The sequence below is a fragment of the Enterobacter huaxiensis genome (assembly GCF_003594935.2).
Taxonomy (GTDB): domain Bacteria; phylum Pseudomonadota; class Gammaproteobacteria; order Enterobacterales; family Enterobacteriaceae; genus Enterobacter; species Enterobacter huaxiensis.
In genome coordinates, this window is record NZ_CP043342.1 from 538,997 (window position 1) to 554,067 (window position 15,071).

Sequence of the window (15,071 nt, forward strand, 5' to 3'; positions counted from 1 at the left end):
AACGAATTAGTTACTCTTCTTTTGTGCCGGAGCCTGGCCTTTGCCTTTATCCTGCAGCTGCGACGGAACAAGCACGGTAGTCACGCGTCTGCCTTTCTCGCTGGAGGCCTGCATTTTCTGCTCTTTCACCAGATAGGTGATCTTGTCGCCGGTGATATTGCTGTCCAGCTGTTCCAGATAGGCGTTGCCTGTCAGGATGACCAGATCTTTTGCCAGCTCGTAATGCATATGCGACGCCCGGCCTTTAACCGGTTTGCCGTTGTCCTGCATCTGGTAAAACGTGGCCGGGTTGCCATAGCCATCGATAATCTCTTTGCCCTGTTCGCCACCCGGACGGGTAACGACCACTTTGTCGGCATTGATTTTGATCGTGCCCTGGGTCATCACGACGTTGCCGGTAAAGGTGACGACGTTACCCTGCATGTCCAGAGACTGCGTATCGGATTCAATGTGAATCGGCTGCTCAGTATCGCCAGTGACAGCAAGCGCGGGAAGACTGGCTGCCAACAGTGCGCTGGCGATAATAGCTTTAAGGCTGAGTTTGTTTGTTTTGAATTTCATAGGAGGTTCTAACCTTTTCAATCAGCTCGGCGTTTTTGCTGCGTAAGTTCCCGCGCATTCTCAGACCGCTGGAATTAAATGTTGTGCCATACAGTGTGACCAGATCCTGCGACGTGACATCCTGGGTGACCAGGTTTATCTGGGCATTATCCGTCGTGATTTTGCGCAGTTGAGAGTCTGCGGTCAGGGCGTTGACTTCAACGTGGCCATACAGATAAAGCATACGGTCATTCGTCAGTTTTGCCCGGTCAGATTTGATCGACCACGTCGGGACTTTGTTCGTATCAAATGTGGTCATCAACGGTTGGGTAAACCACGAGATGCCGTCATCTGAAAAATATTCGACATGCTGGGCAATCAGGCGATAGTTCAGGGCGCCTTCCGGGCTATACACCACCGTGTCACTGTGATCGCTTTTGTAGGTTGGCTCGCCGGTATTGACCGTTTCTGTTTGCGGATCGTCACGGTCCGCAAGGTTCACGCCAATCAGTATTAGCGCGACAAGCGTCAGCAGAATGATAACCCAGCGTCTGGTTTTACTCATATCGATTGCCCTTTGGCCTCATCAAGCTTGCCCTGCGCCAGCAAAAGCAGATCGCAGACTTCACGGACCGCTCCGCGCCCCCCGTTGATATGGGTGACGTAGTCAGCGCGCGGGATCAGCAACGGATGCGCATCGGCAACGGCTATGCTCAGACCCACTTCAGCCATCACTGGCCAGTCGATCAAATCATCCCCAACATAGGCCACGTTCTCAGGTGCGACAGCCAGTTTTCCCAGCAGGTCGTTAAAAGCAACCATCTTGTCGGATTGCCCCTGATACAGATGGGTAATGCCCAGCGTTTCGCAGCGGTCTTCTAATAGTTTAGCTTTCCGGCCGGTGATGATAGCAACTTCAATGCCGGACGTGAGCGCGCAGCGAATACCGTATCCGTCGCGCACGTTAAATGCTTTCAGCTCTTCGCCGTTATTGCCCATGTAAATCAGGCCATCGGAGAGCACGCCATCCACATCGAGGATCAACAGACGGATGTTTTCCGCCTTTGCCATCATGCTGGTGCTTACCGGGCCATAACAGGTTGCAAGGGATGCACCCGCATTACTCATTGTCTTATCCTTCATTACACTACGCCTGCGCGCAGAAGATCATGCATATGTACCACACCCAGCAGTTGGTCGCCATCGGCAACCATCACTGCGGTGATATGACGGGACTGCATCAGGTTCAGCACATCCACCGCGAGGATGCCCGAACGCACGCGGATCCCGCCCGGCGTCATCACATCCGCGATGCCCAGCGTGCGGACATCTACGCCCATATCGAACACCCGACGTAAGTCACCGTCAGTAAAAACACCTTCAATCTTCATCTGGTCATCACAGATCACCGTCATGCCCAGATTTTTACGGGTAATTTCCAGCAAAGCATCGCGCAGGGAAGCCCCTTTAGCGACGCGAGGGATCTCATCCCCGGTGTGCATAATATCGTTAACCCGAAGCAGCAGCTTGCGTCCTAACGCACCGCCAGGGTGAGAGAGCGCGAAATCTTCAGGAGTAAAACCCCGGGCCTCGAGCAGCGCGACCGCGAGGGCATCGCCCATCACGAGCGCCGCCGTCGTGCTGGAGGTGGGGGCAAGGCCAAGCGGACACGCCTCTTTAGGCACCTTCACGCACAGATGAATATCGGCCGCGCGGCCCATACTGCTTTCCGGGCGGCTGGTCATGCAAATCAGGGGCACCTGGAGCCGCTTCAGTACCGGGATCAGCGCCAGGATCTCATTGGACTCGCCGGAGTTCGACAGCGCGATAACGACATCATGTGGGGTAACCATGCCCAGATCGCCGTGTGCGGCTTCACCTGGGTGAACGAAGAACGATGACGTTCCCGTGCTGGCAAAGGTTGCCGCCATTTTGCGCCCGATGTGGCCGGATTTGCCCATCCCCATCACCACGACTTTACCGGCACAGTGGAACAGTTTCTCACATGCCAGATTAAAATCCTGATTAATATACTGATCTAACTGCGCCAGACCTTCACGTTCAATCTCCAGTACGGCTTTGCCTGCTTTCTGAAAGTCAAAACCCGGCTGCAATTCTATTTGCGACATAATGCTTTTCCATTTACCCAGAGAGAAGAGGCGAAAGCCAGTACAGCATCGCCATCCATACGATAAATCCACCTGTCAGCAGCGCGCCTGCGCCTTTGCCAATCTGACGTTTCCGCCGCCAGCAGAGCAGGGCGAAAATAACGCTGACCAGCAGCATCACTCCGTAATCGCGCGTAAATGCCATGGGGTTAAACGCCCCCGGTGAAATCAGGGCGGGAAGGCCCATTACGATGGCGATATTAAAAATGTTGGAGCCGATGATATTGCCAATCGCAATATCGTCTTCACCTTTACGCGCGCCCGCGATGGCCGTGGCCAGCTCTGGCAGGCTGGTGCCGATGGCAATGACCGTCAAACCTATCGTCAGTTCGCTCATGGCGAAATAGTTCGCCAGCACCGTTGCGTTATCGACCACCATGCGGGTAGCCATCGGCATGATGATGAGTGCGATACCAAGCCACAGCAGCGCTACGGGCAACGTCCCTTCGCGCGGGAGTTCGGCGACCTGCTCACGTGTCAGGCTGTCATTACCCTGTTTTTCAGCCTGGCGGGCGATTTTAACACTATACAGCAGCCAGATCCCGGCGAGCGCGAGCAGGAAAATGCCATCGTCATAGCTCAACACGCCATCATAAAGCACGTAGCCTGCCAGCAGGCTTACAATTAACATTAGCGGCAATTCACGACGCAGAACATCAGAATCCACGCGAAATGGATGCAGCAGCGCGGCTAGGCCTAAAATCAGTAAAATATTGACGATGTTCGAGCCAATCGCGGTGCCGATAGCGAGATCAACCTGGCCATGCAGTGAGGCTGACACGGACACAATAATTTCAGGCAGCGACGTGCCAACGCTGACCACTGTCATCCCAATAATGATGGGCGGCATGCCGATAAGCCGACACAGTATTGATGCAGCAAAGACTAAACGGTCAGCACTGTAGACCACCAAAAGTAAACCAATTATTAACAGTGCTGTTGCTAAAAGCATCAAAAGTCCTTTCTTCAGGTATACTTGCCGGTCCACCGCGCATAATGTTGGCGCTGCATACAGTCTGAGACGTAACGAATTCTTAATTTTGACTTTATGCGCCGGAAAAGTAAAACAAATGCCAGCTTTCGCTAACCTCAACGGCTAATATTCTGTAAAAATGTTGGGTTTAGGGCTGATTTAAGCGTAATGCTTAACGTTAAGCAGGGTAAGAAAGGAACCATAAATGAGCCAATCTATGGCGAATTTAGTCGATGTCCGCGGTGTCAGTTTTTCTCGCGGCAACCGATTGATATTTGATGATATTTCTCTGACCGTGCCGCGTGGAAAAATCACCGCCATCATGGGGCCGTCAGGGATCGGCAAAACGACATTGCTGCGTCTTATTGGCGGGCAAATCCCCCCGGACGGTGGCGAAATTCTCTTTGACGGGGAAAACGTCCCGGAGATGTCACGCTCGCGTCTGTATACTGTCCGCAAGCGTATGAGCATGCTTTTTCAGTCGGGTGCGCTGTTCACCGACATGAACGTCTTTGATAACGTAGCCTACCCGCTGCGTGAGCATACCAGCCTGCCGCCAGAGCTGCTGAAAAGCACCGTCATGATGAAGCTTGAGGCCGTGGGGCTGAGGGGCGCGGCAAAATTGATGCCGTCTGAACTCTCTGGCGGTATGGCTCGCCGCGCCGCGCTGGCGCGTGCTATCGCACTGGAACCTGATTTAATCATGTTTGACGAACCTTTCGTCGGGCAGGACCCTATCACCATGGGCGTGCTGGTGAAGTTGATATCTGAATTAAACAGTGCGCTGGGCGTCACCTGCATCGTGGTGTCTCACGATGTCCCGGAAGTCCTGAGCATTGCTGATTACGCCTACATCGTGGCAGACAAAAAGATCGTCGCACACGGTAGCGCCCAGGCGCTGCAGGAAAATTGCGATCCGCGCGTGCGGCAGTTCCTGGACGGGATTGCGGATGGGCCTGTGCCGTTCCGTTATCCATCAGGCGACTATCGTGACGATTTATTGGGAATAGGGAGTTAAGCCACTCATGCTGTTAAATGCGTTGGCCGCTCTCGGACACCGTGGCGTAAAAACCATCAGGACGTTCGGGCGTGCCGGATTGATGTTGTTCAACGCGCTGGTCGGCAAGCCGGAATTCCGCAAGCACGCGCCTTTGCTGGTGCGGCAGCTTTATAACGTCGGCGTGTTGTCGATGCTCATTATAATCGTTTCCGGTCTGTTTATCGGTATGGTACTTGGGCTGCAAGGCTATCTGGTGCTGACAACCTACAGTGCGGAAACCAGCCTGGGAATGCTGGTTTCGCTCTCCCTGCTGCGCGAGCTGGGTCCGGTTGTCGCGGCACTCCTGTTCGCAGGGCGTGCCGGGTCTGCATTAACGGCCGAAATTGGCCTGATGCGGGCGACCGAGCAGCTTTCGAGCATGGAAATGATGGCGGTTGATCCGCTGCGTCGCGTGATCTCCCCGCGCTTTTGGGCGGGCGTGATTTCGCTCCCGCTGCTGACCATCCTCTTTGTCGCGGTCGGTATCTGGGGCGGATCGTTAGTTGGCGTGCACTGGAAAGGCATTGATGCCGGTTTCTTCTGGTCTGCAATGCAGGATGCCATCGACCTGCGGATGGATCTGGTTAACTGTCTGATTAAGAGCGCGGTCTTCGCCGTTACGGTCACCTGGATCGCCTTGTTTAACGGTTACGATGCTATCCCGACGTCGGCGGGCATTAGCCGTGCTACTACACGTACTGTCGTTCATTCGTCGCTGGCCGTACTGGGTCTGGATTTTGTGCTCACCGCACTGATGTTTGGGAATTGAGTTCATGCAAACGAGAAAAAATGAAATTTGGGTCGGTATCTTCCTGCTGCTGGCTCTGCTGGCCGCACTGTTTATCTGCCTGAGAGCGGCGGATATTACCTCTATCCGCACCGAGCCGACTTATCGCATTTATGCCACCTTTGACAATATCGGCGGCCTGAAGGCACGCTCCCCGGTGCGCATTGGCGGCGTGGTTATCGGGCGTGTGTCAGACATTACGCTTGATGAGAAAACCTATCTGCCGCGCGTCGCAATGGATATTGAAGAGCGCTATAACCACATCCCGGATACCAGCTCGCTGTCTATTCGCACCTCCGGCCTGCTGGGCGAGCAATATCTGGCCCTGAACGTGGGTTTTGAAGATCCTGAGCTGGGAACGACTATCCTTAAAGACGGTAGTGTGATTCAGGATACGAAGTCAGCCATGGTGCTGGAAGATATGATTGGTCAGTTCCTTTACAACAGTAAAGGGGATGATAAAAAGTCTGACGATGCCCCTGCGCAGAGTGAAGACCCTACCAACGTTGCGCCGGCCCCTGGTGCCGCGAATTAATTTCAGGAGAAGTCATTCATGTTTAAACGACTGTTAATGGTTGCCATGCTGGTTATTGCCCCTCTCACTGCGGTACACGCTGCGGATCAGAGCAACCCGTACAAACTGATGGATGAAGCGGCGAAGAAAACCTTCGATCGTCTTAAAAATGAACAATCTAAGATTCGTGCGAATCCTGACTACCTGCGCGACGTGGTCGATCAGGAACTGCTGCCTTACGTCCAGATTAAGTATGCCGGCGCGCTGGTGCTGGGCCGTTACTACAAAGATGCCACCCCTGCTCAGCGCGAGGCCTACTTCGCCGCGTTCCGTGAATACCTGAAACAGGCTTACGGCCAGGCGCTGGCGATGTATCACGGTCAGACCTATCAGATTGCCCCTGAACAGCCGCTGGGTGATGCGACCATTATCCCTATCCGTGTGACCATTGTGGATCCTAACGGTCGTCCTCCGGTTCGCCTGGACTTCCAGTGGCGTAAAAACAGCCAGACCGGTAACTGGCAGGCATACGACATGATTGCGGAAGGTGTCAGCATGATCACCACTAAACAGAATGAGTGGAGCGACCTGCTTCGCACCAAAGGCATTGATGGCCTGACCGCTCAGCTGCAGTCTATCTCTCGTCAGAAAATTTCCCTGGACGAGAAAAAGTAATGTTGCAGCAACTGAGCTGGTCGCGTGAGGGGGAGACGTTAAAGCTGACGGGGGAGCTCGATCAGGATCTGCTGAACCCGTTATGGGATGCGCGTCTGAATGCGATGCAGGGCGTAACGCTGATTGATTTAAGCGGCGTCACGCGGGTGGATACCGCCGGCATTGCTCTGCTCGTGCATCTGGTTGCCGCAGGCAAAAAGCAGGGAACCCAGGTTGCGTTTACGGGGATGAGCGACAACGTTGTGACGCTTGCTCAGCTTTATAATCTGCCTCAGGATGTATTACCTCGTTAATATTTTCAGTGCGTTACTTCTGAAAGCCCCGACAGTTTCATCGTTGGGGCTTTTTGCTTGTTTAAGACGGCGCCACTTTGCTCTAAGATGTTGGGCTTGTTTTCACTATCAGATGATGTAGAACCCATGGAAAATAATGAAATCCAGACAGTGCTGATGAATGCACTCTCCCTTCAGGAAGCCCACGTCTCTGGCGATGGCAGTCACTTCCAGGTTATTGCTGTGGGTGAGATCTTCGACGGTATGAGTCGTGTGAAGAAACAGCAGGCTGTGTACGCGCCGCTGATGGAATACATTGCGGATAACCGCATCCACGCCCTGTCGATTAAAGCCTTTACCCCGCAAGAGTGGGCGCGCGATCGCAAACTAAACGGTTTTTGAGCCGGGGGCCACAGGGCCCGCGGCACGGTTGAATTCATAAGAGAGTTAACAATGGACAAATTTCGTGTACAGGGGCCAACGCGTCTCCAGGGCGAAGTCACAATTTCAGGCGCGAAAAACGCCGCGCTGCCTATCCTCTTCGCTGCACTGCTGGCGGAAGAGCCGGTAGAGATTCAGAACGTACCGAAGCTGAAAGATATCGACACGACCATGAAGCTGCTCGGTCAGCTGGGTACGAAAGTAGAGCGTAACGGTTCGGTCTGGATTGACGCCAGCAACGTTAACAACTTCTCAGCCCCCTACGATCTGGTGAAAACCATGCGTGCATCCATCTGGGCGCTGGGCCCGCTGGTGGCGCGTTTTGGTCAGGGCCAGGTTTCTCTGCCAGGCGGTTGTGCCATCGGCGCACGTCCTGTTGACCTGCATATATTTGGCCTGGAAAAGCTGGGCGCAGAGATCAAGCTGGAAGAAGGCTACGTTAAAGCCTCCGTCAATGGCCGCCTGAAAGGCGCGCACATTGTCATGGACAAAGTGAGCGTGGGCGCGACCGTTACCATCATGTCGGCAGCGACGCTGGCCGAAGGGACCACCGTCATTGAAAACGCCGCGCGTGAGCCGGAAATCGTGGATACCGCGAATTTCCTGGTCGCGCTGGGTGCGAAGATTACCGGCCAGGGTACTGACCGCATCACCATCGAAGGCGTTGAGCGTCTGGGTGGCGGTGTTTATCGTGTTCTGCCTGACCGTATCGAAACCGGTACGTTCCTGGTGGCAGCAGCCATTTCTGGCGGCAAAATTGTTTGCCGCAACGCCCAGCCTGATACGCTGGATGCCGTTCTGGCGAAGCTGCGCGATGCGGGTGCGGATATCGAAACCGGTGAAGACTGGATTAGCCTGGATATGCACGGTCAACGCCCGAAAGCGGTTAACGTGCGCACGGCGCCACATCCTGCTTTCCCGACGGACATGCAGGCGCAGTTTACTCTGCTGAACCTCGTTGCAGAAGGCACGGGTTTCATTACAGAGACGATTTTCGAAAACCGCTTTATGCACGTACCGGAACTGATCCGTATGGGCGCGCATGCAGAGATCGAAAGCAATACGGTTATTTGTCATGGCGTTGAAAAACTGTCGGGTGCACAGGTGATGGCGACCGATCTTCGTGCGTCTGCAAGCCTGGTACTGGCGGGTTGTATCGCGGAAGGTACGACCGTTGTTGACCGTATCTACCACATCGATCGTGGCTATGAGCGTATTGAAGACAAACTGCGCGCGCTGGGTGCAAATATCGAGCGTGTGAAGGGCGAGTAATCGTTCCGGCACCCCCCTGCCGGAAATGGCCGGGGGATTGCTGTTCCTGTCAAACTGAGTACATCAGTTCTGGTGTGCTTTCTTTGTTTTGCTCTGGCGCATCATGCGTGTTCTGTCGATAAATTCATGCGTAATGGGGTCGTGATAGCGTGACGGCCAGATTATCCATGGGTGCGTGTCCAGCGCTGTTGCAATAATCAATTCTCCCTTTGGCCACGGGCGGGTCAGCGCGTTTGCCAGCGTCGACGAACTCAGCCCGTTACGACGAGACTCAGCCGCCAGTGACGTCCCTTTTTTACGCAGAGCCGCAATAATATCTGCGGAATGCCAGTCGATAAATTTCGTATCCATAATGCTGTCCTTGTGTGGGTAATCGTCCACGTCTCTTCTGGTGAAAAGACAGCGTTACTATACCCATTTCGAACGGGTGTTCTAAAAAGTTCACGTTACGGGAAGCAATATTCAGAATAAGACATGGCTTTATTCATGCCGCCTGTAAAGTGATGATTTAACACGAATATGGAATTTATCAGATCTTATTGAAACCTCCCCGCAGAGGCTGCGGGGAGGTGGTGGAGGGATTAACGGTCGCGCTGAACGGCGATATGGGCAAGGCCGATCAGGGCCTCACGCCATGGGCTATCCGGGATCACCTGAATGGCTGCAATGGCTTTGTCGGCCTCTTCTTCAGCGCGCTGACGCGTCCACTCCAGCGATCCGCAGATCGCCATTGTTTCCAGTACAGGTTCCAGAAGATGTCGACCATTTCCTTGTTCGATCGCTTCGCGGATCATTTTTGCCTGGTCTGGCGATCCGTTACGCATCGCATGCAGCAGCGGCAGGGTTGGTTTACCTTCGTTGAGGTCATCCCCGACGTTTTTTCCCAGCGTTTCGCCATCAGCACTGTAGTCCAGCAAATCATCAATTAGCTGGAAGGCGGTGCCAAGGTAGCGGCCATAATCCTGCAGCCCTTTTTCCTGGGCTTCGGTGCAGCCAGCCAGAATGCCAGAACATTGCGCGGCTGCTTCAAACAGGCGCGCCGTTTTGCTGTAAATCACGCGCATGTAGTTTTCTTCAGTGATATCCGGGTCGTTAACGTTCATCAGCTGCAGGACTTCCCCTTCCGCGATAACGTTAACGGCTTCAGACATCACTTCCAGCACTTTCAGCGAGCCAAGGCTGGTCATCATCTGGAAAGCGCGGGTATAGATAAAATCACCCACCAGAACGCTGGCTGCATTGCCAAACGCCGCGTTTGCTGTCGCTTTACCCCGGCGCATGTCAGATTCATCCACCACGTCATCATGAAGAAGCGTGGCGGTATGGATAAATTCGATCAGTGCCGCAATCATGACGTGGGCATTTCCCTGATACCCAACGGCTCTGGCGGCCAGGATAGCAATCATCGGGCGAATGCGTTTACCGCCGCCGCTGACGATGTAATAGCCCAACTGATTGATTAGCTGAACATCAGAGTTGAGTTGCTCCAGGATTGCTGCATTCACACCCGCCATATCTTGCGCGGTTAACTCGTTGATTTTTTCTAAATTCATCGCAAAAGCCGGGCTTTTTATCCTGTTTATCCCACACGAGGTGAGTTCACAAAGGGTTTCGGTTTATCAATAGTATTGCTGATTGTACTGAAAAAACGGCTCAGATAAACGTTACCGTACGTGTTGTGTTTTTTTTCTTCATGTATTGATGGTAGCACTTGTCAAAGGCTCGCGTTTTGCGTAATATTCGCGCCCTATTGTGAATATTTATAGCGCACTCTGATTCATACGAGGATGTGCGCGGAAGCGGAGTTTATATGTACGCGGTTTTCCAAAGTGGTGGTAAACAACACCGAGTAAGCGAAGGTCAGACCATTCGCCTGGAAAAGCTGGACATCGCAACTGGCGAAGCTGTTGAGTTCGCTGAAGTTCTGATGATCGCAAACGGTGAAGAAGTCAAAATCGGCGTTCCTTTCGTTGATGGCGGCGTTATCAAAGCTGAAGTTGTTGCACACGGTCGTGGCGAGAAAGTTAAAATCGTTAAGTTTCGTCGTCGTAAGCACTACCGTAAGCAGCAGGGCCACCGTCAGTGGTTCACTGATGTGAAAATTACTGGCATCAGCGCCTAAGACCTGAGGAGAGATTTAAATGGCACATAAAAAGGCTGGCGGCTCCACACGTAACGGTCGCGATTCAGAAGCTAAACGCCTTGGCGTTAAGCGTTTCGGTGGCGAATCCGTTCTGGCGGGTAGCATCATCGTTCGTCAACGTGGTACCAAATTCCACGCTGGCAACAACGTAGGTTGCGGTCGTGACCACACTCTGTTTGCTAAAGCAGACGGTAAAGTGAAATTTGAAGTTAAAGGCCCGAACAACCGTAAATACATCAGCATCGTTGCTGAGTAAGGTTTTCTCGGTCCGGTAACGGATTAAAGCCCCGCAACGTGTTGCGGGGCTTTTTACATTGGAAACCCGGAAAATTTTCTGTAGGGAAAACGGGCATGAAGCAGCAGGCCGGCATTGGTATTCTTTTGGCGATCACCACCGCAATGTGCTGGGGTGCGCTGCCAATTGCAATGAAGCAGGTACTGGAAGTGATGGAGCCACCTACGGTGGTGTTTTATCGCTTTCTGATGGCGAGTATTGGCCTGGGGGCTATTCTGGCCGTCAAAGGTAAGCTTCCACCTCTGCGCATCTTCCGTAAACCGCGTTGGCTGGTCCTGCTGGCTATCGCGACGGGCGGTCTGTTCGGTAACTTCATTCTGTTCAGCTCTTCCCTGCAATATCTCAGCCCGACGGCGTCGCAGGTAATTGGTCAGCTTTCACCGGTGGGTATGATGGTGGCCAGCGTATTTATCCTTAAGGAGAAGATGCGCGGGACGCAGGTTGTCGGGGCGAGCATGCTGCTCTGTGGCCTGGTGATGTTCTTCAACACCAGCCTGGTTGAGATTTTCACCCGCCTGACGGATTACACCTGGGGTGTAATTTTTGGTGTGGGAGCAGCAACGGTCTGGGTGAGTTACGGCGTCGCGCAAAAGGTGTTATTGCGTCGTCTGGCCTCACAGCAGATCCTCCTTTTATTGTACACTTTGTGTACAATAGCATTATTGCCATTAGCAAAGCCGGGTACGATCGCCCAGCTTAGCGACTGGCAACTGGCGTGCCTGATTTTTTGTGGGCTGAATACGCTGGTCGGTTATGGCGCGCTAGCCGAAGCAATGGCGCGTTGGCAGGCAGCGCAGGTGAGTGCATTAATTACGCTCACACCGCTGTTTACGCTGTTATTTTCAGATTTGTTATCAATGGCCTGGCCCGATGTTTTCATCAAGCCGATGCTCAACCTGTTGGGCTATCTCGGTGCGTTTGTCGTGGTTGCGGGCGCGATGTATTCCGCCATTGGCCATCGTCTTTGGGGACGTTGGCGCAAAAATGAAGCGGTTGTAGTGATCCCCCGCTCAGGCGAATGAGTTACGGAGAGTAAAATGAAGTTTGTTGATGAAGCGACGATTCTGGTCGTGGCAGGTGATGGCGGTAACGGTTGTGTTAGCTTCCGCCGTGAAAAATATATTCCTCGTGGCGGCCCTGACGGCGGCGACGGTGGAGATGGTGGCGATGTGTGGCTGGAGGCGGATGAGAACCTCAACACGCTGATCGACTACCGTTTCGAAAAATCTTTCCGTGCTGAACGTGGTCAGAATGGCCAGAGCCGCGACTGTACCGGTAAACGCGGTAAAGACGTCATTATCAAAGTGCCTGTCGGGACCCGCGTTATCGATCAGGGTACCGGCGAAACCATGGGTGATATGACCAAACACGGTCAGCGCCTGATGGTGGCAAAAGGGGGTTGGCACGGTTTGGGCAACAGCCGCTTCAAATCGTCTGTTAACCGTGCGCCGCGTCAGAAAACAATGGGAACGCCGGGCGACACCCGCGATCTCCAGCTTGAACTGATGCTTCTGGCTGACGTTGGCATGCTGGGTATGCCGAATGCGGGTAAATCGACCTTCATTCGCGCGGTGTCTGCTGCGAAACCGAAAGTGGCTGATTATCCATTTACCACACTGGTACCGAGCCTTGGCGTCGTCCGTATGGACCACGAAAAAAGCTTTGTTGTCGCTGATATTCCGGGTCTGATCGAAGGCGCGGCAGAAGGCGCAGGCCTGGGTATTCGCTTCCTGAAGCACCTTGAGCGCTGCCGCGTACTGCTGCACATCGTTGATATTAACCCTATCGATGAGTCCGATCCGGTAGAAAACGCCCGTATCATCATCGGCGAGCTGGAAAAATACAGCGAGAAACTGGCAGGCAAGCCGCGCTGGTTAGTCTTCAACAAAATTGACCTGATGGATAAAGCCGAAGCGGAAGCAAAAGCGAAAGCCATTGCTGAAGCCATGGGTTGGGAAGATAAGTACTACCTGATCTCTGCGGCAAGCCAGGTTGGCGTAAAAGACCTCTGCTGGGATGTGATGAGCTTTATCATCGAGAACCCAATTGTTCAGGCGGAAGAAGCTAAGCAGCCTGAAAAAGTCGAATTCATGTGGGATGACTACCACCGCGAGCAGCTCGAAGAGATGGAAGCTGAAGAGGATGATGAAGACTGGGACGATGACTGGGATGAAGACGACGAAGAAGGCGTCGAGTTCATCTACAAGCATTAATACCTGCAAGAAGCCCCTGTTAAGGGGCTTTTTTTTACACCAGCGTTGACGGTAGCCAGCAGCTGGCGATGAGACCGCCCTCAGCGCCGTTCTCCAGCGTTAAATCGCCGTGGTGGAGCTGAAGGATGCGTTGCACGATACTCAGCCCCAGCCCGCTCCCACCGTAGCGCTGGTCAAGCCGACGGAAAGGTTTAGTGATCGAATGCCGATGCGCTTCGTCAATACCTGGGCCCTGATCGATGACGCTAACCTGTGTACCGCCGTTCAGCTCCGCCAGCTTCACCGTAATCGTTGTCCCTGTCGGGCTATAACGGCCGGCATTCTCCAGCAGATTCCGCAGCATGAGGCGTAAAAGCACGGGGTCACCCTGAACCGTCAGCGGGCATTTTGCTGGCCAGATTACCGTATGCTCTTTGGCTTCGTGCTCAAGGCTAAGGGGGGCGATGATATCGTCCGTCCAGTTAACGGTATTGTAGTGGCCGCTTGCCATCGCTTGCCCGGCGCGTGCGAGCATCAGCAGCTGTTCAACCGTGTGCATCAGCTGATCGATGCGGCTAATTAAGGGAGCGGCCTGTGGCGATCCTGACTGAGCCATTAATTCAAGATGCAGCCTGATGCCCGCAAGAGGCGTTCGTAACTCGTGTGCGGCATCCGCGGTGAACAGACGCTCTTGCTGAATGGTGTGATCAAGACGCGCCAGCAGCTGGTTTAGCGACGTCGTAACAGCGCCAATCTCTTCCATGTCGGAATACATTGGCAGCGGGGTCAGATTGTCGGCAGAGCGGTTAGCGAGACTGTCACGTAATTGGTTGAGGGGCCGGGTTATCCAGGTGACGGCCCAGAATGAGAAGAGCAGGGTAAAGCCCACCATCACCAGGGAAGGCACCAGCAGCGAGGCTATCGCTTCACGGATCTCTTTCTCAACGTGGTTGTTGCGCGCTTTAGCAGACAGCGTTTCATTTACCAGAAAGCCAATCTGTTCCCGGCTTTCATGCCATAGCCAGACCACGCTGATTAACTGGAAAAAGAGAAGAATAACCGCCAGCAGCACCATCAATCGCCGACGCATGCTGTTCATTTTTGGCTCTCCAGACGGTAACCCACGCCGCGGACGGTTTTAATACGATCTTTGCCCAGCTTACGGCGCAGGTTATGAATATGAACCTCAAGGGTGTTTGACCCCGGATCGTCCTGCCAGGAATAGATGTCCTGCTGCAGCGTTTCACGGTGTACGGTTTGTCCGCTGCGCATGATGAGGCGCGTCAGCAGCGCAAACTCTTTAGGCGTGACTTCGACAGGCTGGGATTGACGAAGAACCTGCTGAGTCTGCAGGTTTAGCGTAATATCGCCGTCGGTCAGCAGATTATCGCTGTGGCCCTGATAGCGGCGGATCAGCGCCCGCGCGCGCGCCTGCAGCTCGGCAAGCGCGAAAGGTTTCACCAGGTAATCGTCCGCACCTGAATCCAGACCGTTGATGCGGTCTTCAATGGCATCCCGAGCCGTAAGGATCAGCACCGGGTTTTCCACACCCCGGCGGCGCCACTGGCTCAGCAGCGTGGCGCCATCTTTGTCCGGCAGGCCTAGATCGAGGATCACCAGGCTGTATTCACCGCTCTGGATCAGCGCATCGGCCTCTGCCGCCGTGGCGGCACAGTCGAGAGCGTATCCCTCATTCGTTAGCGCCAGCGCCAGCCCTTCCTGCAATAACAGATCGTCTTCAACTATGAGGAGTTTCATCG

20 protein-coding genes are annotated in these 15,071 nt (G+C 53.9%); 11 read left to right on the forward strand and 9 right to left on the reverse strand.

Annotated elements, in window-relative coordinates:
• Nucleotides 1–6: 6 nt before the first annotated feature.
• Genes lptA through D5067_RS02635 form a run of 5 tightly spaced genes read right to left on the reverse strand, consistent with a single transcriptional unit; the run spans nucleotide 7 to nucleotide 3,660 of the window.
• Nucleotides 7–561, reverse strand: a complete 555-nt coding sequence (gene lptA / locus D5067_RS02615; protein WP_119936819.1) for a lipopolysaccharide ABC transporter substrate-binding protein LptA — start codon at nucleotides 559–561, stop codon at nucleotides 7–9.
• Complete coding sequence (gene lptC, locus D5067_RS02620; RefSeq protein ID WP_119936820.1) at nucleotides 530–1,105, reverse strand: LPS export ABC transporter periplasmic protein LptC; 576 nt, start codon at nucleotides 1,103–1,105, stop codon at nucleotides 530–532. Before lptC ends, lptA begins: the two co-directional genes overlap by 32 nt.
• Nucleotides 1,102–1,668: a 3-deoxy-manno-octulosonate-8-phosphatase KdsC gene (gene kdsC / locus D5067_RS02625; RefSeq protein WP_119936821.1), complete on the reverse strand. Its 567-nt coding sequence runs from the start codon at nucleotides 1,666–1,668 to the stop codon at nucleotides 1,102–1,104. The genes lptC and kdsC overlap by 4 nt, the downstream gene beginning before the upstream one ends.
• Nucleotides 1,669–1,682: 14 nt before the next feature.
• Nucleotides 1,683–2,669 (reverse strand): arabinose-5-phosphate isomerase KdsD, encoded by a 987-nt coding sequence (gene kdsD / locus D5067_RS02630; RefSeq protein WP_119936822.1) that lies wholly within the window; start codon nucleotides 2,667–2,669, stop codon nucleotides 1,683–1,685.
• A 13-nt stretch (nucleotides 2,670–2,682) separates the two neighbouring features.
• On the reverse strand, nucleotides 2,683–3,660 hold the full coding sequence (locus D5067_RS02635; protein WP_119936823.1) for a calcium/sodium antiporter: 978 nt from the start codon (nucleotides 3,658–3,660) through the stop codon (nucleotides 2,683–2,685).
• Between the two features lie 226 nt (nucleotides 3,661–3,886).
• Here D5067_RS02635 and mlaF point away from each other — a divergent pair, with 226 nt between their 5' ends.
• From mlaF to murA, 7 genes are all read left to right on the forward strand, one after another.
• Nucleotides 3,887–4,699 carry a phospholipid ABC transporter ATP-binding protein MlaF gene (mlaF, locus tag D5067_RS02640; protein ID WP_119936824.1) on the forward strand — a complete coding sequence of 271 codons (813 nt, stop codon included), beginning with the start codon at nucleotides 3,887–3,889 and terminating at the stop codon, nucleotides 4,697–4,699.
• Nucleotides 4,700–4,706: 7 nt separating this feature from the next.
• Nucleotides 4,707–5,489 carry a lipid asymmetry maintenance ABC transporter permease subunit MlaE gene (mlaE, locus tag D5067_RS02645; RefSeq protein ID WP_119936825.1) on the forward strand — a complete coding sequence of 261 codons (783 nt, stop codon included), beginning with the start codon at nucleotides 4,707–4,709 and terminating at the stop codon, nucleotides 5,487–5,489.
• A 4-nt stretch (nucleotides 5,490–5,493) separates the two neighbouring features.
• The gene (gene mlaD, locus D5067_RS02650) at nucleotides 5,494–6,042 is read left to right on the forward strand and encodes an outer membrane lipid asymmetry maintenance protein MlaD (RefSeq protein WP_119936826.1); all 549 of its coding nucleotides are present in this window, start codon (nucleotides 5,494–5,496) and stop codon (nucleotides 6,040–6,042) included.
• Between the two features lie 18 nt (nucleotides 6,043–6,060).
• The gene (mlaC, locus tag D5067_RS02655) at nucleotides 6,061–6,696 is read left to right on the forward strand and encodes a phospholipid-binding protein MlaC (protein WP_119936827.1); all 636 of its coding nucleotides are present in this window, start codon (nucleotides 6,061–6,063) and stop codon (nucleotides 6,694–6,696) included.
• Nucleotides 6,696–6,989, forward strand: coding sequence for a lipid asymmetry maintenance protein MlaB (mlaB, locus tag D5067_RS02660; RefSeq protein ID WP_119936828.1), 294 nt, complete (start codon nucleotides 6,696–6,698; stop codon nucleotides 6,987–6,989). Before mlaC ends, mlaB begins: the two co-directional genes overlap by 1 nt.
• Nucleotides 6,990–7,115: 126 nt before the next feature.
• On the forward strand, nucleotides 7,116–7,370 hold the full coding sequence (gene ibaG, locus D5067_RS02665) for a BolA family iron metabolism protein IbaG (protein ID WP_042322109.1): 255 nt from the start codon (nucleotides 7,116–7,118) through the stop codon (nucleotides 7,368–7,370).
• Nucleotides 7,371–7,421: 51 nt separating this feature from the next.
• Nucleotides 7,422–8,681 (forward strand): UDP-N-acetylglucosamine 1-carboxyvinyltransferase, encoded by a 1,260-nt coding sequence (gene murA, locus D5067_RS02670; RefSeq protein ID WP_119936829.1) that lies wholly within the window; start codon nucleotides 7,422–7,424, stop codon nucleotides 8,679–8,681.
• 63 nt (nucleotides 8,682–8,744) lie between these two features.
• Here murA and sfsB read toward each other — a convergent pair whose 3' ends face one another.
• Both sfsB and ispB read right to left on the reverse strand, forming a co-directional pair.
• Nucleotides 8,745–9,032 (reverse strand): DNA-binding transcriptional regulator SfsB, encoded by a 288-nt coding sequence (gene sfsB, locus D5067_RS02675; protein WP_119936830.1) that lies wholly within the window; start codon nucleotides 9,030–9,032, stop codon nucleotides 8,745–8,747.
• Between the two features lie 230 nt (nucleotides 9,033–9,262).
• Complete coding sequence (gene ispB / locus D5067_RS02680; protein WP_119936831.1) at nucleotides 9,263–10,234, reverse strand: octaprenyl diphosphate synthase; 972 nt, start codon at nucleotides 10,232–10,234, stop codon at nucleotides 9,263–9,265.
• A gap of 257 nt (nucleotides 10,235–10,491) precedes the next feature.
• Here ispB and rplU point away from each other — a divergent pair, with 257 nt between their 5' ends.
• From rplU to cgtA, 4 genes are all read left to right on the forward strand, one after another.
• Nucleotides 10,492–10,803: a 50S ribosomal protein L21 gene (gene rplU / locus D5067_RS02685; protein ID WP_095284390.1), complete on the forward strand. Its 312-nt coding sequence runs from the start codon at nucleotides 10,492–10,494 to the stop codon at nucleotides 10,801–10,803.
• Nucleotides 10,804–10,822: 19 nt separating this feature from the next.
• Nucleotides 10,823–11,080, forward strand: a complete 258-nt coding sequence (rpmA, locus tag D5067_RS02690) for a 50S ribosomal protein L27 (RefSeq protein ID WP_004385076.1) — start codon at nucleotides 10,823–10,825, stop codon at nucleotides 11,078–11,080.
• 95 nt (nucleotides 11,081–11,175) lie between these two features.
• Complete coding sequence (locus tag D5067_RS02695; RefSeq protein ID WP_119936832.1) at nucleotides 11,176–12,141, forward strand: DMT family transporter; 966 nt, start codon at nucleotides 11,176–11,178, stop codon at nucleotides 12,139–12,141.
• Nucleotides 12,142–12,156: 15 nt separating this feature from the next.
• On the forward strand, nucleotides 12,157–13,332 hold the full coding sequence (gene cgtA / locus D5067_RS02700) for an Obg family GTPase CgtA (RefSeq protein WP_119936833.1): 1,176 nt from the start codon (nucleotides 12,157–12,159) through the stop codon (nucleotides 13,330–13,332).
• 34 nt (nucleotides 13,333–13,366) lie between these two features.
• On the opposite strand, the gene pmrB is transcribed toward cgtA, so the two are convergent.
• On the reverse strand, nucleotides 13,367–14,410 hold the full coding sequence (gene pmrB, locus D5067_RS02705; protein ID WP_119936835.1) for a two-component system sensor histidine kinase PmrB: 1,044 nt from the start codon (nucleotides 14,408–14,410) through the stop codon (nucleotides 13,367–13,369).
• On the reverse strand, nucleotides 14,407–15,069 hold the full coding sequence (pmrA, locus tag D5067_RS02710; RefSeq protein WP_119936836.1) for a two-component system response regulator PmrA: 663 nt from the start codon (nucleotides 15,067–15,069) through the stop codon (nucleotides 14,407–14,409). The genes pmrB and pmrA overlap by 4 nt, the downstream gene beginning before the upstream one ends.
• Nucleotides 15,070–15,071 lie beyond the last annotated feature (2 nt).

Coding starts and splice junctions, on each gene's coding strand:
- lptA (WP_119936819.1), bottom strand. CDS start 561: ATGAAATTCAAAACAAACAAACTCAGCCTTAAAGCTATTATCGCCAGC.
- lptC (WP_119936820.1), bottom strand. CDS start 1,105: ATGAGTAAAACCAGACGCTGGGTTATCATTCTGCTGACGCTTGTCGCG.
- kdsC (WP_119936821.1), bottom strand. CDS start 1,668: ATGAGTAATGCGGGTGCATCCCTTGCAACCTGTTATGGCCCGGTAAGC.
- kdsD (WP_119936822.1), bottom strand. CDS start 2,669: ATGTCGCAAATAGAATTGCAGCCGGGTTTTGACTTTCAGAAAGCAGGC.
- D5067_RS02635 (WP_119936823.1), bottom strand. CDS start 3,660: ATGCTTTTAGCAACAGCACTGTTAATAATTGGTTTACTTTTGGTGGTC.
- mlaF (WP_119936824.1), top strand. CDS start 3,887: ATGAGCCAATCTATGGCGAATTTAGTCGATGTCCGCGGTGTCAGTTTT.
- mlaE (WP_119936825.1), top strand. CDS start 4,707: ATGCTGTTAAATGCGTTGGCCGCTCTCGGACACCGTGGCGTAAAAACC.
- mlaD (WP_119936826.1), top strand. CDS start 5,494: ATGCAAACGAGAAAAAATGAAATTTGGGTCGGTATCTTCCTGCTGCTG.
- mlaC (WP_119936827.1), top strand. CDS start 6,061: ATGTTTAAACGACTGTTAATGGTTGCCATGCTGGTTATTGCCCCTCTC.
- mlaB (WP_119936828.1), top strand. CDS start 6,696: ATGTTGCAGCAACTGAGCTGGTCGCGTGAGGGGGAGACGTTAAAGCTG.
- ibaG (WP_042322109.1), top strand. CDS start 7,116: ATGGAAAATAATGAAATCCAGACAGTGCTGATGAATGCACTCTCCCTT.
- murA (WP_119936829.1), top strand. CDS start 7,422: ATGGACAAATTTCGTGTACAGGGGCCAACGCGTCTCCAGGGCGAAGTC.
- sfsB (WP_119936830.1), bottom strand. CDS start 9,032: ATGGATACGAAATTTATCGACTGGCATTCCGCAGATATTATTGCGGCT.
- ispB (WP_119936831.1), bottom strand. CDS start 10,234: ATGAATTTAGAAAAAATCAACGAGTTAACCGCGCAAGATATGGCGGGT.
- rplU (WP_095284390.1), top strand. CDS start 10,492: ATGTACGCGGTTTTCCAAAGTGGTGGTAAACAACACCGAGTAAGCGAA.
- rpmA (WP_004385076.1), top strand. CDS start 10,823: ATGGCACATAAAAAGGCTGGCGGCTCCACACGTAACGGTCGCGATTCA.
- D5067_RS02695 (WP_119936832.1), top strand. CDS start 11,176: ATGAAGCAGCAGGCCGGCATTGGTATTCTTTTGGCGATCACCACCGCA.
- cgtA (WP_119936833.1), top strand. CDS start 12,157: ATGAAGTTTGTTGATGAAGCGACGATTCTGGTCGTGGCAGGTGATGGC.
- pmrB (WP_119936835.1), bottom strand. CDS start 14,410: ATGAACAGCATGCGTCGGCGATTGATGGTGCTGCTGGCGGTTATTCTT.
- pmrA (WP_119936836.1), bottom strand. CDS start 15,069: ATGAAACTCCTCATAGTTGAAGACGATCTGTTATTGCAGGAAGGGCTG.